The 14,205-nt window shown below is 62.9% G+C and carries 13 protein-coding genes and 1 tRNA gene; 7 read left to right on the forward strand and 7 right to left on the reverse strand.

Annotation, left to right across the window (positions count from 1 at the left end):
• Positions 1 to 102: 102 nt before the first annotated feature.
• The gene (locus P775_RS08770; protein ID WP_099910628.1) at positions 103 to 426 is read right to left on the reverse strand and encodes a HesB/IscA family protein; all 324 of its coding nucleotides are present in this window, start codon (positions 424 to 426) and stop codon (positions 103 to 105) included.
• Positions 427 to 539: 113 nt separating this feature from the next.
• Between P775_RS08770 and P775_RS08775 the strand changes: the two genes are divergently transcribed.
• The 7 genes from P775_RS08775 (at position 540) to scpB (ending at position 9,369) form a co-directional block, all read left to right on the forward strand.
• Positions 540 to 1,700 (forward strand): deoxyguanosinetriphosphate triphosphohydrolase, encoded by a 1,161-nt coding sequence (locus tag P775_RS08775; RefSeq protein WP_099910629.1) that lies wholly within the window; start codon positions 540 to 542, stop codon positions 1,698 to 1,700.
• A gap of 211 nt (positions 1,701 to 1,911) precedes the next feature.
• Positions 1,912 to 3,732 carry a cation:proton antiporter gene (locus P775_RS08780; protein WP_099910630.1) on the forward strand — a complete coding sequence of 607 codons (1,821 nt, stop codon included), beginning with the start codon at positions 1,912 to 1,914 and terminating at the stop codon, positions 3,730 to 3,732.
• Between the two features lie 239 nt (positions 3,733 to 3,971).
• Positions 3,972 to 5,717 carry an arginine--tRNA ligase gene (gene argS, locus P775_RS08785; RefSeq protein ID WP_099910631.1) on the forward strand — a complete coding sequence of 582 codons (1,746 nt, stop codon included), beginning with the start codon at positions 3,972 to 3,974 and terminating at the stop codon, positions 5,715 to 5,717.
• A gap of 80 nt (positions 5,718 to 5,797) precedes the next feature.
• Positions 5,798 to 6,802, forward strand: a complete 1,005-nt coding sequence (locus P775_RS08790; RefSeq protein WP_099910632.1) for an SPOR domain-containing protein — start codon at positions 5,798 to 5,800, stop codon at positions 6,800 to 6,802.
• Positions 6,799 to 7,824: a glycoside hydrolase family 3 N-terminal domain-containing protein gene (locus tag P775_RS08795; RefSeq protein WP_099910633.1), complete on the forward strand. Its 1,026-nt coding sequence runs from the start codon at positions 6,799 to 6,801 to the stop codon at positions 7,822 to 7,824. The genes P775_RS08790 and P775_RS08795 overlap by 4 nt, the downstream gene beginning before the upstream one ends.
• Positions 7,817 to 8,614, forward strand: coding sequence for a segregation and condensation protein A (locus P775_RS08800; protein ID WP_099910634.1), 798 nt, complete (start codon positions 7,817 to 7,819; stop codon positions 8,612 to 8,614). Before P775_RS08795 ends, P775_RS08800 begins: the two co-directional genes overlap by 8 nt.
• 74 nt (positions 8,615 to 8,688) lie before the next feature.
• Positions 8,689 to 9,369: an SMC-Scp complex subunit ScpB gene (gene scpB, locus P775_RS08805; protein ID WP_099910635.1), complete on the forward strand. Its 681-nt coding sequence runs from the start codon at positions 8,689 to 8,691 to the stop codon at positions 9,367 to 9,369.
• Positions 9,370 to 9,396: 27 nt separating this feature from the next.
• Here the strand turns inward: scpB and P775_RS08810 are convergent, their stop codons facing one another.
• The 6 genes from P775_RS08810 to plsX form a co-directional block, all read right to left on the reverse strand.
• Positions 9,397 to 10,473 (reverse strand): 2'-deoxycytidine 5'-triphosphate deaminase, encoded by a 1,077-nt coding sequence (locus tag P775_RS08810; RefSeq protein ID WP_099910636.1) that lies wholly within the window; start codon positions 10,471 to 10,473, stop codon positions 9,397 to 9,399.
• Between the two features lie 109 nt (positions 10,474 to 10,582).
• Positions 10,583 to 10,659, reverse strand: a tRNA-Pro gene (locus P775_RS08815).
• Between the two features lie 70 nt (positions 10,660 to 10,729).
• Positions 10,730 to 11,707: a MerR family transcriptional regulator gene (locus P775_RS08820; RefSeq protein ID WP_099910637.1), complete on the reverse strand. Its 978-nt coding sequence runs from the start codon at positions 11,705 to 11,707 to the stop codon at positions 10,730 to 10,732.
• A gap of 10 nt (positions 11,708 to 11,717) precedes the next feature.
• Complete coding sequence (gene ihfA / locus P775_RS08825) at positions 11,718 to 12,020, reverse strand: integration host factor subunit alpha (RefSeq protein WP_099910638.1); 303 nt, start codon at positions 12,018 to 12,020, stop codon at positions 11,718 to 11,720.
• A 97-nt stretch (positions 12,021 to 12,117) separates the two neighbouring features.
• Positions 12,118 to 13,089 carry a beta-ketoacyl-ACP synthase III gene (locus P775_RS08830; RefSeq protein WP_099910639.1) on the reverse strand — a complete coding sequence of 324 codons (972 nt, stop codon included), beginning with the start codon at positions 13,087 to 13,089 and terminating at the stop codon, positions 12,118 to 12,120.
• A complete protein-coding gene (gene plsX / locus P775_RS08835) occupies positions 13,086 to 14,195 on the reverse strand; it encodes a phosphate acyltransferase PlsX (RefSeq protein ID WP_099910640.1) in 1,110 nt (369 codons plus the stop codon). Before plsX ends, P775_RS08830 begins: the two co-directional genes overlap by 4 nt.
• Between the last annotated feature and the right edge of the window lie 10 nt (positions 14,196 to 14,205).

Raw genomic sequence — 14,205 nt, forward strand, 5'->3', positions numbered from 1 at the left:
GGATATTTTTAGGCAGATGAAACAGGGGCCGTCCCCGGCTTCTTCTCTTCTTCAAATACGCCCGCCGGAGGCGTCAAGCCCGCAGCGCGGGCTTGATCACTCTTACATGGAAAAGCTGGTGCCGCATCCACAAGAGGAGGTGGCATTCGGGTTTTCGATGACAAAGCGTGCGCCGATCAGCTCTTCGGTGAAATCGATCACCGCATTCTCAAGGAATGGCAGCGAGATCTTGTCGACGACGACCTTCTGGCCCTGACCGCTCAGCACCAGATCATCCTCCTCGGGCACATCCAGCTTGATCTCGTATTGAAATCCTGAACATCCGCCGCCCTCGACGGCGACGCGCAGGACCTTGCCCTCGGCATCCGCGCCGATCTCGGCCAGCCGGGCAAAGGCGCGTTCGGTGACTTTGGGCGGGAGCTGCATGGGGCAAACCTCTCATGGTGTTTCATTCCGTCTGTGCCTTCAATATACGTATGCGCAGGACAACCGACAAGGCATGTGCCGCATGCGGCCAGCCCCAGACACAGGAATATGCCATGCGTGCCCCACAGGCCTGCGATCCCGACCGCGTCCGCGGGCGGCTTTTCCCCGAAGAGGAAAGCGCCTTTCGTTCATGTTTTCAGCGTGACCGCGACCGGATCATCCATTCCTCGGCCTTTCGCCGTCTCAAGCACAAGACGCAGGTCTTTGTCGAACACGAGGGCGATTTTTACCGCACACGGCTGACCCATTCGATCGAGGTGGCACAGGTGGCGCGCACCATTGCGGGCGCGCTCACCCTCAACACCGACCTGACCGAAGCGGTGGCGCTGGCCCATGATCTGGGCCACACGCCCTTTGGTCATACGGGCGAGGACGCGCTGGCCCTGCTGATGCAGCCTTGGGGCGGGTTTGATCACAACGCCCAGGCCCTGCGCATCGTGACCTCGCTTGAACGTCATTATGCCGAGTTTGACGGCTTGAACCTCAGCTGGGAATCCCTTGAAGGGATTGCCAAACACAACGGTCCGGTGCTGCCGCCGCTGCCCCATGCGCTCAGCGAATATGACGCCATCCACGACCTTGAACTGCACACCCATGCAAGCGCCGAGGCGCAGGTTGCGGCCCTGTCCGACGACATCGCCTACAACAACCATGACCTGCATGACGGCCTGCGCGCCGGGCTGTTCACCGAAGATCAGATTGCCGAACTGCCGATGGTCGGCCGGGCCTATGCTGCGGTGGATGCCAAGTACCCCCATCTCGATCCCTATCGCCGCCGCCACGAGGCGCTGCGCCGGGTGTTCGGCATCATGGTGGCGGATGTGATCGACACCTCGCGCGGGCTGCTGGCCGCGGCAGACTGCGCTGATGCGCAGGCGATCCGCGATCTGGGCCGTCCCGTCATCGCCTTCTCCGCCGAGGTCTGGGCGCAGATCCGCGAGATCCGCGATTTTCTGTTTCACCACATGTACCGCGCGCCCAGCGTGATGGAGCAGCGCGAAAAGGTGACCGAGGTGGTGAACTATCTCTTTCCGTTCTACATGGCGCAGCCCGATCAGCTGCCCAAACGCTGGCACGCGGATATCGCCGCCGCCGGGGGGGATGCCGGGCTGGCGCGGCTGGTGGCCGATTACATCGCCGGCATGACCGATCGCTTCGCGCTCGAGCAGCACAACCGCCTGACGGGGATCGACATCCTGCACACGGGCCACTGAACCGGACGACAGAGCCATAATTCACAGTGATCCGCCGCGCTTTGGGGAACCAGAGCGCGTGTGGCGGCGTTTCCCGCCTTGGTGCGCTATTACGGGGCCAGATTGACCGGCGTCAGACCCGTTGACAGGGGTCCCGCCCAGCACCGACACTCAAAGTCCCCGCAGGGGCACAGATCGCGCGTGGCGCGGCAGAATGGACGAAAGGCGACAGATGGCGACTTCGGAATTGGCGGGCATCGACCCGGTCCTGGGCTTTGCGCTTGTGGGGGCCCTTGGCGTGGGGTCACAATGGCTCGCCTGGCGGCTGCGGATGCCAGCCATCGTGCTGATGCTGCTGGCCGGTCTGATGGTCGGCCCGGTGCTGGGCCTGCTCGACCCCAGCCGCGACTTTGGCGATATCATGAGCCCCATCATCGCCATCGCCGTCGCCATCATCCTGTTCGAGGGTGGTCTCACGCTCAACTTCCGCTCTTTGCGTGATGCCGCCGTCGGGGTGCGCCGCCTGATCCTGATCGGGGCGCCGCTGGGCTGGCTGCTCTCGGCGCTGACGCTGCATTATGTGGCGGGCCTCAGCTGGGAAACGTCTGCCGTGTTTGGCGGCATCCTCATCGTCACCGGCCCGACCGTGATTGCGCCGCTGCTGCGGCAGGCCCGCCTGCGCCGCCGTCCGGCGGCCTTGCTGCAGTGGGAGGCAATCGTGAACGACCCCGTCGGCGCGCTCGCTGCCGTGCTGGCGTTCGAGGTCGTGATCGTGCTGCAGACCCAGACCGGGGCAGGGGCTGCGGTCTGGGACATGGTGATCGGCATCGTCGCAGCAAGTGTCATGGGCGTCGCCGCAGGCTACGGCGTGGCGCGCGCCTTCCGCCTTGGCTGGGTGCCGGAATACATGAAGGTGCCGGTGCTGTTTGTGCTGGTTCTGGGGGTCTTTGCCGTCTCGGACGCGCTGCTGCATGAAAGCGGGTTGTTGGCGGTGACGCTCATGGGCCTCTGGATCGCCAATGCCGACCTGCCCAGCTTTACCGAGATGCGCCGCTTCAAGGAACATGCCACGGTGCTGCTGGTGTCGGGCGTGTTCATCCTGCTCGCCGCAAACATGAGCCGGGAGACGCTGTTTGCCATGGACTGGCGCACCCTGGCCTTTGTGGTCGCGGTGCTGCTTGTGGCGCGCCCGGTCTCGGTGCTGGCTTCGCTCGCCTTGTCTGACATCCCCTGGCGCGAACGCCTGCTGGTTGCCTTCACCGGGCCGCGCGGCGTGGTGCTGGTGGCGGTTGCCGGGCTTTTCGGTGAACGGCTCACCGCCATTGGGATCACCGATGGCGCACAGGTCTCCTCGCTCGCCTTCGCGCTGGTGGCGGCCAGCGTGGTGCTGCACGGCTTCACCCTCAGCCCGATGGCGCGTTGGCTCGGGCTCAACGCCGCCGACCGGCCCGGCGTGCTGATCGTGGGGGGATCGCGCTGGTCCATTGCGCTTGCTCAGGCACTGCAAAAGATGGACCTGCCGGTGATGATCGCCGATCCGAACCACGCCCACCTGCGCGCCGCACGGGATGCGGGGATCGAGACGTTCTTTGGCGATATCCTGTCCGAGGCGGCGGAACACCGTCTCGACCTCGTGCGCTATGAACAGATCATCGCCGCCACGGACAACGATGCCTACAACACGCTCGTCGCCACCGACCTTGCCCCTGAATTCGGTCGCGAGAACGTCTTCCAGTTGCGCCGCGCCAAAGAGCAAAGCACGCGCCACGCGCTTCCGGCCTCGCTCGGCGGGCGTGCCTTTGGCCCGGATGACACCTATATTAGCGCAAATGCCCGCGTTTTCGACGGCTGCGAATTCCGCGTGACCAAGCTGAGCGAGGAATTCACGCTTGAGAAATGGCGCGAGACTCATCCCAACGGCGACGCGGTTGCCGATCTCGGCACCAATGGCGGCGCGCTGCGCTTTCTCGGCCCCGACGACACACCGCGCAGCGGCGTCGGCATCCGGCTGCTGTCGATCCTGCCCGCGCGGCCCGAACGCAAGGACAGCTGACACAGGGATGCATCACGCAGCCTCGGGTCGGTGGCTGACTGCGTGAAACCAATCAAACGCAACAGGCTTCGAATTGAGAGACAGCCGGCGAGCAGCCCCGGTTTCACCTGTCCCCAAATATCCCGGGGGAGACGCCCAGAGGGCGGCGGGGGCAGCGCCCCCAAACCCCCGATCCAACCCCCACCATTGACGCCGCACCTTCCCGTGGTAAACCCGGGGCAACAGACAGGACGGCGACAATGAACCTCTTTTCCGACATCGGCAGCCTCGTGGGCACCGCAATTGCGCAACTTCAGGCCCGGGGCACATTGCCTGAGGGTCTTGACCTTGGCCCGGTGACGGTTGAGCCACCGCGCGACCCGCTGCATGGCGACATGGCCACCAATGCCGCCATGGTGCTGGCGAAACCCGCAAAGATGAAGCCGCGCGACATTGCCGAGGCGCTGGCCCCGCTGCTCGCAGCAGATGACCGCGTCACCTCGGCCGAAGTCGCCGGGCCGGGCTTTCTGAACCTGCGGCTTGCGCCGGTTGTCTGGCAGCATGTGGCGCGCTCGGTCCTGACCGAAGGCACCGCTTATGGCCGCTCAACTATGGGGCAGGGTGCCCGCGTCAATGTGGAATATGTCTCAGCCAATCCCACAGGCCCGTTGCATGTCGGCCACACCCGGGGCGCGGTGTTTGGCGACGCGCTGGCGAGCCTGCTGGCCTATGCCGGCTATGACGTCACCCGCGAATATTACATCAACGACGGCGGCGCACAGGTCGATGTGCTCGCCCGCTCTGTCTATCTGCGGTATCAAGAGGCGCATGACCTCAGCGTCGACTGGCCCGAGGGCAGCTATCCCGGCGACTATCTGATCGAGGTCGGTGAGGCGCTCAAGGCCAAGGTCGGCGACAGCTATCTGGATCAGGATGAATCGGTCTGGCTCGAAGAGGTGCGCTCCTTTGCCACCGAGGCGATGATGACGCTCATCCGCACGGATCTCAAATCCCTCGGCGTCGAGATGGACGTGTTCTTCTCCGAAAAATCGCTCTATGGCACTGGCCTGATCGAAAAGGCGATTGCCGAGCTGGACGCAAAGGGGCTGATTTATCGCGGCGTGCTGGAGCCACCCAAGGGCAAGACGCCAGAGGATTGGGAACCGCGCGAACAGACCCTGTTCAAATCTACTGAACACGGCGACGACGTCGACCGCCCGATCGCGAAATCCGACGGCAGCTGGACCTATTTCGCCCCCGACATCGCCTATCATTACGACAAGGTTTCCCGGGGCTTCGATCAGCTTATTGATGTGTTTGGTGCGGATCACGGCGGCTATGTCAAACGGATGAAGGCAGCCGTATCCGCGCTGTCGAACGGCACCGTGCCGCTGGACATCAAGCTCTGCCAACTGGTCAAGCTCTACAAGAATGGCGAGCCGTTCAAGATGTCCAAACGGGCAGGGACTTTTGTGACACTGTCGGATGTGGTCGAACAGGTCGGCCCTGACGTCACCCGTTTCGTCATGCTGACCCGCAAGAACGACGCAGCCCTGGATTTCGACTTTGCCAAGGTGCTGGAACAAAGCCGCGAGAACCCGGTGTTCTACGTGCAATACGCCAATGCGCGGGTCAATTCGGTGCTGCGCAAGGCGCAGGCCGCCGGGATCGACGTCACGGACGCGACGCTGGGGCAGGCGGATCTGACCGCCATGACCCACGAGACAGAGCTTGCCGTGGCCAAGAAACTCGCCGAATGGCCCCGTCTGGTCGAGATCGCGGCCCGCACTCATGAACCGCATCGGGTGGCCTTCTATCTCTATGAACTCGCCGCCGATCTGCACACGCTCTGGAACCGGGGCAATGACGAAACCCAGCTGCGTTTCCTGCAGGAGGATGACGTCGCCGCCTCGCAGGCGAAAATCGCCCTCGCCCGGGCAGTCTCGGTTGTTATTTCCGCAGGTCTTGGTATCCTCGGCGTTAGCCCGGCAGAAGAGATGCGCTGATAAAAAGCGTGCCATAGCCGGTCTGAGGCAGTGCAAGAACGGTTCCACGGGCATCGGTCCGCGGCGTGCAGAGAGGCGACATGGCAGATTTCACCTATACGGGCCCCGGAACTGGGACCCGTTCCAAACCCCGTCTTGCAACCCTCACCAACTGGGCCGGGGCGGCGATCTCGCTTGCGCTGATCGTCGGTGTCGGCATCTGGGGCACGCGGGTGGTCCTGCGGGATGTCAGCGGCGTGCCGGTTGTCCTTGCCGCCGAAGGGCCCATGCGCATCGCCCCCGAAGATCCGGGTGGCGAATTTGCCGACCATCAGGGCCTGTCCGTCAATGACGTGGCGGGCAACGGCATCGCCTCCGACACTGCTGATCGGCTCACCCTCGCGCCGCGTCCGCTTGAGCTGTCAGAGGAAGATGTGGCCCTTGGCATCGCCGCGCCCATAGATCCGAACCGCCCGCGTGGTGATGCCTCTTCCGCCACCCTGGGCGAAGACTCGGAGAGCGGCACGGAGACCCTGCAATCGCTGGCCGATCAGATCGCCGCACAGACAGCCCCCCAATCCGAACTGCCCGCAGAGACCACTGGGCAAGACCGGATTTCCGTCGATGACGAAGGCTCGGACACCAGCGTCGATGTGCCGGACGGAACCGAGGCGGACAGCATCAATGATGCCATCGGCGATGCGCTGGCCCTCGCGCTGCCCGATGCGATCTCGGGTCTGGCGCGCTCTCTGCGGCCACAGACGCGTCCCTCTGGCCTGCAGCAGGCCACAACCCTCGCGCCGACCGTCCCGATTGCCCAGACGACCACAGAGATTGACCCCGAAACGTTGCCCGTCGGCACCCGACTGGTGCAGTTGGGTGCCTTTGACAGCGCCGCAACCGCGCGCAGCGAGTGGACCCGCCTCGAAGGGCGCTTTGGCGACTATATGGCCGGCAAGGATCGCGTGATCGAGCGCGCGGCCTCAGGTGGGCGGGTGTTCTATCGCCTGCGGGTGCACGGGTTTGCGGATCTCTCCGATGCCCGCCGGTTCTGTTCCGCCTTCGTGTCCGAAAATGCCGATTGCATCCCCGTGGTGACCCGATGACCGCCCCCTTTGGCGCCGCCATCCTCGGCTGTTCCGGGCCTGTGCTTCTGGCCGAGGAACGCCAGTTCTTTCAATTGGTGAATCCCTTTGGTTTCATCCTCTTCAACCGCAATCTTGAGACGGCACATCAAATACGCGCCCTCTGCGCCGACCTGCGCGATGCGGTCGGCTGGACCGCTCCGATCTTCATCGATCAGGAAGGCGGGCGGGTACAGCGCCTGCGCCCTCCCCTCGCAACGGACTGGCCCGCGCCGCTGGACCAAGTTGCCGAATTCGGTGCCAATGCCGCCCATGCGATGTACCTGCGCTACCGCATCATCGCGGCAGAGCTTCTGGCGCTGGGGATTGATGGCAATTGCGCCCCGGTGCTGGATGTGGCGCGTCCCGAAACCCATCGTATTCTGCGCAACCGCTGTTATGGCGAAACGCTCGCGCAGGTGGTCACGATGGGCCGTGCCGTCGCGCAGGCGCATCTGGATGGCGGTGTCTTGCCGGTGGTGAAACACATCCCGGGCCACGGCCTCGCACAGCTAGACAGCCACCTTGACCTGCCGCGCATCACGGCTGATGCCGCAACGCTGCAGGCCACCGATTTCGCTGCCTTCAAACCCTTTGGCGATCTCCCGCTGGGGATGACCGCGCACCTGGTCTATGACGCCTATGACAGCCGACCCGCCACCATCTCGCCCCGGATGATGCAGATGATCCGGCAGGATCTGGGCTTTGGCGGGCTGATCATGACCGATGATATATCGATGCAGGCGCTTTCTGGAACGATCCCGGAACGCGGGCAGGCGTCGATTGATGCCGGGTGTGATGTCGTGCTGCACTGCAATGGTGTGATGTCCGAAATGGCGCCGCTGATGGCGCAGATCGGCACGCTGTCAGAACCGTCGCAGATCCGCGCCAGGGCCGCCCTCGCAGCCCGCCGTACGCCGCCACAGGTCGATGTCACCGCCCTCATGGCTGAACTGGCCGCCCTGCCCAAAGACCCCAGCGCTACAGACCCGACCCATGGCTGAACCCGACGACTTCACCCCCGATGCTCAAAGCGTCGCGGACCGCCTCGCCGCCGAGGCGCTGATTGTCGATGTCGAAGGCTTTGAAGGCCCGCTTGACCTCTTGCTGAACCTCAGCCGCACACAAAAGGTCGATCTGCGCAAGGTCTCGGTGTTGCAACTGGCGCGCCAGTATCTGGCCTTTGTCGAACAGGCCCGCGCGCTGCGCATCGAACTGGCCGCCGATTACCTCGTGATGGCGGCCTGGCTTGCCTTCCTGAAATCCCGCCTGCTGCTGCCGCCGGACCCGACCGAGGATGGCCCTTCGGGTGAAGACCTCGCAGCGCATCTGGCATATCAGCTTGAACGCCTGCAGGCCATGCGTGACGTGGCCGCCCGCCTGATGGCGCGTGACCAGCTGGGGCGCGACTTCTTTGCCCGGGGCGAAAGCCAGCAGGTCGAACGCATCCGCGCGGTCAAATACACCGCGACGCTGCTCGACCTCATGCAGGGTTATGCCCGCATCCGCACCCGCGACGATTTCCGCCCCTTTGTGATGGACCGCGATTCGGTCTACACGATGGAAGAGGCGCTGGCCCGCATGCGCTGCATGATCGGCTTTGCCGGGACCTGGACCGATATCGCGACCTATCTGCCCGATGGCTGGCACGATGATCCGGTCAAATGGCGCTCGGCCACCGCTGCCACCTTTGCCGCCTCGCTTGAGCTGGTGAAAGAGGGCAAGGCCGAACTGCGCCAGTCCGAACTTTTTGCGCAGCTTCAGTTGCGCCGTCGCGAACGCCGCAGTGACTGATCCGGACGGCTTTCGCCTGTGCCAGATGCCAGCCATACGATTTCCATACGCTTTCCATACGGGTTCCAGCCATCATGTCCGCTGACGATTTCGCCTCTTCCCGGCACCAGCCGGCCAAGTCCAGCCTGTTCGACGCACCGCTCATGGGCGAACAGCAGCGCATGGTCGAAGCGATCCTGTTCGCCAGTCCCGACCCGATCACGGTCAAGGACCTGAACGACCGCTTGCCCCATGGCAGCGATGCCGCCGAGGCCTTGATGCACCTGCGCCGCCACTACGAAGGGCGGGGTGTGCGGGTGGTCCGCGTGGGGGATGCCTGGGCCATGCGCACCGCGCCGGATCTGTCTTTTCTCATGCAAAAAGAAACGGTTGAGACGCGCAAACTGTCCCGCGCCGCGATCGAGACTCTGGCGATCATCGCCTATCACGCCCCCGTCACCCGCGCCGAGATCGAAGAGATTCGTGGCGTGTCCGTGTCGCGCGGTACCGTCGATCAGCTGCTGGAAATGGAATGGATCCGCTTTGGTCGCCGCAAGATGACCCCGGGCCGTCCGGTGACCTTTGTGGTCACGCAGGATTTCCTCGACCACTTCGGCCTTGAAACCGCTCGCGACCTGCCGGGCCTCAAGGAATTGCGCGCCGCAGGCCTGCTCGACAACCGCCCACCCCCGGGCACCGTCCCGCTAGGCGGCGAAGGTGATGTGGACGCAGACGAGGCCCTCGACGAAGGCCAGAGCGAGCTGTTCGAGGATTGATGACGAAGATGGGGCAGGTGGCGCAGATTACATCCTGAAATGTTTGGACAATTTCAGGCCCTGACCCTGATAGTTCGACGCGATGCCCTGCCCGTACAATTGCTCTGGCACGGCGGCCATGCGTTCATAGACCAGCCGCCCGACAATCTGGCCATGCTCCAGCACAAAGGGCGCCTCGTGGCAGCGGACCTCCAGCACGCCGCGCGACCCGGTGCCACCCGCCTGCGCATGGCCGAATCCGGGATCGAAGAAGCCTGCATAATGCACCCGGAATTCCCCGACCATGGCGAAATAGGGTGCCATTTCAGCGGCAAAGCTCGGTGGGATGTGCACGGCTTCGCGGCTCACTAGGATATAGAACGCATCCGGATCCAGAATGATCCGGCCCTTGTTCGTATGCAGTTCTTCCCAGAAATCGAAGGGATCATAGGCGCCAATCAGGTCCAGATCGATGACGCCAGTGTGTGGTTTGGCCCGGTATCCAACCAGCGTGCCACTGGCCGGTTTCAGATCGACGGAAAAGCCAAGGCCATCGCCGATCACCGCAGGCCCGCCAGTCACCAGAATATCGCTCTCATGCAGCGCCGAAAGCTCGGGATCGCTCAGCACCGACCGGCCTTTGCGAAACCGGATCTGATTCAGCCGCATGCCCGGACGCACCAGCACCGAAAACGACCGTGGGCAAATCTCGGCATAAAGTGGCCCCTGATAGCCCATTGGAATCCGGTCAAACTCTGTTCCGCCGTCGGTGATCAGCCGTGTCAGCAGATCCAGCCGCCCGGTCGAGCTTTTGGCGTTGGCGATTGCCTGCACATCGCTTGGCAGGTTCAGCGTCTCCAGCAGAGGCACGACATAGACGCAGCCCTTTTCCAGAACGGCGCCCGCGCTCAGATCGACCCGGTGCATAACGAATTCTTCAATTCTGTCGGCCACGCTCTGTCCGTGACCAGCAAGAAAGGAAGCTCGCACCCGGTAGGCCACATGGCCCAGCCGCAGATCAAGGCTCGCAGGCTGGACCTGAGCCTGCAGAATGGGCGTATCCGAAGACAGCGCGCCGTCTGCGATCATCGCTTCGATATGCTGGCTGGCTAGAACACCTGTCATAGACATCTCCCGGTGCACCCGAAGGTGTCTGATAATAACATTGGGGGGAGGGGAAAGTGTTTTTACACAAGCTCTTGGCTTGTGATGCTCATAAAGAGCATGTGGTAGCTGGTCGGGCTAGCAGGACTCGAACCTGCGACCTTCCGTCCCCCAGACGGACGCGCTACCAGGCTGCGCTATAGCCCGACTGAGGGACGTCATATCGTTTTTATGACGGAGGGCAAGCCCGAAATGACAGTTTTCTGCTCCTTGGGGCTCAGGTTTTTTTCCGTGACCGCGCGGGGTCGTTCAAGGCGTTCAGCCGCGCGACCAGCGGCGCCATGTCACGCGCTTCGTTGGAGGTCAGACGGGTCAGTTTCGAAAGGTGGCTCAGGCAGTGCGGGGCGACGCTGATCGCCGCTAGATCCGGATCTTGCGGCAGGACGCGCGGCCCCACAGCTGTCACCGGCTCAGGCTCAGGCTCAGGCTCAGGCTCAGGCTCAGGCTCAGGTGCAGCGTTCAGCGGCTCGGACACCGAATCACCTTCGGCCAAAGCAGGGGCACTCACTTCCGGTTCAGCCTCGGGCAGCACCACGGTCGCCAGGGAAACCTGCGGCGTCTTGCTCGGACTGTCATCAAGCGCGGGGGTAGGGTCGTCCACCAGCGGTGCCTGCGCAAGCTCCTGCAGGGAACTGACGTCCGGCTCCGCCACGATTATGTCGGCACTCTGTGGCGCCGCGCTGTCGTCCTGCGCCGCTTCCGACGCGCTTAACTGGACCTCGGGCAAGAGGGGCGCATCAGGCTCCGTAATCACCTCTGCCTGTAAAGCTGCCTCATCCTGCGGGGCGCTGTCTGGCTCCGGCACCGGCTCTGCAGCTGTCTTGCGCTGCGCAAAGGGCACGACGATGTCATCAGGCTCCGGCACATCGGCAAAGGGCGCCTCTGCGATCTCTTCCGGCAGCTCCGGCTCTTCCTGTTCGACGGATTCCAGCGACAGCGACGCCACATGTTTGACGCCCTGTTCGCGCAGGATCTTCTGCACACCCTTGATGGTCATGCCTTCGTCATGCAGCAATGTCTTGATTCCGCCCAGCAATTCCATGTCGGATGGGCGGTAGTACCTGCGGCCGCCTGCGCGCTTGACCGGTTTGATCTGGGTGAATTTGCTTTCCCAGAACCGCAAGACATGCGCCGGCGTACCAAGCCAATCCGCCACCTCGCTGATTGTGCGAAAGGCGTCGGGGGACTTGCTCATGACGGTATCCTCAGCGTTTGTTGCCTGCGGCAACACGCTCTTTCATCAGGTGCGAGGGGCGAAAGGTCAGCACGCGGCGCGGCTGGATCGGGACTTCTTCGCCGGTCTTGGGGTTGCGACCCACGCGGGCAGCCTTGTCCCGGACAGAAAAGGTGCCAAAGGACGAGATCTTGACCTGTTCGCCTGCGACCAGCGCGTCGGACATATGGCCCAGCACTGACTCGACCAATTCCGCGCTTTCGTTTCGCGACAGACCCACCTCCCGAAACACTGCTTCGCTCAGATCCATTCGCGTCAGGGTCTTTTCACCCATATGTCGTCCCTCCTGGTTTTCGGCAGCATAGGCTCGTGAAATTTTCCGAGTCAACATCAATGGCTAGCAAGTGCTTATTTACAAAGCCTTAGCGGCATTACCAGCGCAGAGCGACAGCACCCCAGGCCAGACCGCCGCCGATAGCCTCTGTCACGACCAGATCGCCGGTCTTTATCTGACCGCGCTGCTTGCCCACGGACAGGGCCAGCGGGATAGAGGCGGCAGAGGTATTGCCATGATCCTGCACAGTCACCACGACCCGCTCCATCGGCAGACCCAGTTTTTTTGCGGTGCCAGCGATGATGCGGATATTGGCCTGATGTGGCACGACCCAATCGACATCCGCGCCGGTCAAGCCGATCTTTTCCAATGCAGTTGTGGCGGTCGAGGCGAGCTTTTCAACTGCGTGGCGAAAGACTTCGCGGCCCTCCATACGCAGGAAACCGGTGGTCTGGGTCGACACGCCACCATCCACATAAAGGATATCGCGGAAGCGCCCATCGGAATTCAGATCCGCAGACAAAATGCCACGATCCGCCACTGTGCCATCACCCTCGGCGCTTTCAAGTATCAGCGCACCCGCCCCGTCGCCGAACAGCACACAGGTGCTGCGGTCGTTCCAGTCGATGATCCGGCTGAAGGTTTCCGCACCGATGACAAGAACGCGCTTGGCCTGACCCGACACGATCAGCGCATTGGCATTGGTCAGGGCGTAGATGAAACCCGCGCAGACGGCCTGCACGTCAAAGGCAAATCCTTTGGTCATACCCAGCTCAGCCTGCACCATGGTCGCAGCAGAAGGAAAGGTGAAATCCGCGGTCGAGGTGGCAAGGATAATCGCGTCGATATCCGTACTCTCTAGCCCGGCATCGTCCAGCGCAGCGCGTGCCGCGCGGGTCGCCATGTCAGACGTTGTCTGACCGGGGGCGGCGATGTGGCGCCGTTCGATCCCCGAGCGTGATTTGATCCAATCGTCGGATGTGTCCAGCGTCGCTTCGAATTCCGAATTGGGAACGATCCGGTCCGGCAAATAGTGGCCGACACCTGCGACCACGGCGCGTATTGTCATTTAGTCGTTCCGTCCTTTGCCTCGAATGCGCCGCCATCGTGGTCAAGCGTGGCGGTGGATGCAACCCGCGCGGCCAGTTTGTCGGTGAATCCGATCTGCGCCAGCTTGAACGCCAGCTTGACGGCGGCAGAAACACCCGTGGCATCGGCCGAACCGTGTGATTTCACAACTGTGCCATTCAGGCCCAGAAACACTCCGCCGTTCACCCGACGCGGATCAATCCGCTTTTTGAGGCGACGCAGGGATGTCAGTGCCAGAAGCGACGCGAGTCGCGACAGAAAAGAATAGGCGAAAGCCTCTTTCAGAAGATCGCCGATCAGGCTTGCCGTGCCTTCACCGGTCTTGAGTGCGACATTGCCGGTAAAGCCGTCGGTGACGATCACATCTGCCTTGCGGCCCGGAATATCGCCGCCTTCGACAAAACCTACGAATTCGAACCCAGCACCTTCGGATGCGGCCTGGCTGATCAGCTCATGCGCTTCCTTAAGCTCCGAGCGGCCCTTGTGTTCCTCGGTGCCGACGTTCAGCAGTCCGACACGCGGCATTCTCAGCGCAAGACCGTTGCGTGCATAGGACGAACCCATCAGCGCATACTGCAGCAGGTCATGGGCATCTGCGCGAATATCGGCGCCGACGTCCAACATTACGTTGAACCCCTGCGGATTGCGCGAGGGCCAGAGAATCGCGATAGCCGGGCGGTTCACACCCTTGAGCTTGCGCAGACGGATCATCGACAGCGCCATCAGCGCGCCGGTGTTGCCGCAGCTGACCGCGACAGTCGCTTCGTTGTTGCGCACACTGTCCAGTGCCGACCACATCGACGTGTTCTTGCCGTTGCGCATCACTTGGCTGGGTTTGTCGTCCATGCTGACGACACCCGAGGCATCCCGGATTTCACAGACGTCGGCCAGACCCTTGCGCTTTGCGACGAGCTTTTCCAATTCTTCGGCAGGTCCATGCAGAATGAACCTGATATCAGGGTTCTTTGCAGCTGAATCAGCAATGCCGGCGACTATCGTCGCCGGCCCACGATCGCCACCCATGGCGTCGATGGAAAGCACGAAGGGACCAGCGCCCGCCTTCTTTTGATCCTGCGATGAGGTCATGAGGGAGGGC

It is taken from the genome of Puniceibacterium antarcticum, assembly GCF_002760615.1.
GTDB lineage: Bacteria > Pseudomonadota > Alphaproteobacteria > Rhodobacterales > Rhodobacteraceae > Puniceibacterium > Puniceibacterium antarcticum.

Bases quoted from the DNA above. Each gene is read 5' to 3' on its own strand.
- P775_RS08770 (WP_099910628.1), bottom strand. From the start codon at position 426: ATGCAGCTCCCGCCCAAAGTCACCGAACGCGCCTTTGCCCGGCTGGCC.
- P775_RS08775 (WP_099910629.1), top strand. From the start codon at position 540: ATGCGTGCCCCACAGGCCTGCGATCCCGACCGCGTCCGCGGGCGGCTT.
- P775_RS08780 (WP_099910630.1), top strand. From the start codon at position 1,912: ATGGCGACTTCGGAATTGGCGGGCATCGACCCGGTCCTGGGCTTTGCG.
- argS (WP_099910631.1), top strand. From the start codon at position 3,972: ATGAACCTCTTTTCCGACATCGGCAGCCTCGTGGGCACCGCAATTGCG.
- P775_RS08790 (WP_099910632.1), top strand. From the start codon at position 5,798: ATGGCAGATTTCACCTATACGGGCCCCGGAACTGGGACCCGTTCCAAA.
- P775_RS08795 (WP_099910633.1), top strand. From the start codon at position 6,799: ATGACCGCCCCCTTTGGCGCCGCCATCCTCGGCTGTTCCGGGCCTGTG.
- P775_RS08800 (WP_099910634.1), top strand. From the start codon at position 7,817: ATGGCTGAACCCGACGACTTCACCCCCGATGCTCAAAGCGTCGCGGAC.
- scpB (WP_099910635.1), top strand. From the start codon at position 8,689: ATGTCCGCTGACGATTTCGCCTCTTCCCGGCACCAGCCGGCCAAGTCC.
- P775_RS08810 (WP_099910636.1), bottom strand. From the start codon at position 10,473: ATGACAGGTGTTCTAGCCAGCCAGCATATCGAAGCGATGATCGCAGAC.
- P775_RS08820 (WP_099910637.1), bottom strand. From the start codon at position 11,707: ATGAGCAAGTCCCCCGACGCCTTTCGCACAATCAGCGAGGTGGCGGAT.
- ihfA (WP_099910638.1), bottom strand. From the start codon at position 12,020: ATGGGTGAAAAGACCCTGACGCGAATGGATCTGAGCGAAGCAGTGTTT.
- P775_RS08830 (WP_099910639.1), bottom strand. From the start codon at position 13,089: ATGACAATACGCGCCGTGGTCGCAGGTGTCGGCCACTATTTGCCGGAC.
- plsX (WP_099910640.1), bottom strand. From the start codon at position 14,195: ATGACCTCATCGCAGGATCAAAAGAAGGCGGGCGCTGGTCCCTTCGTG.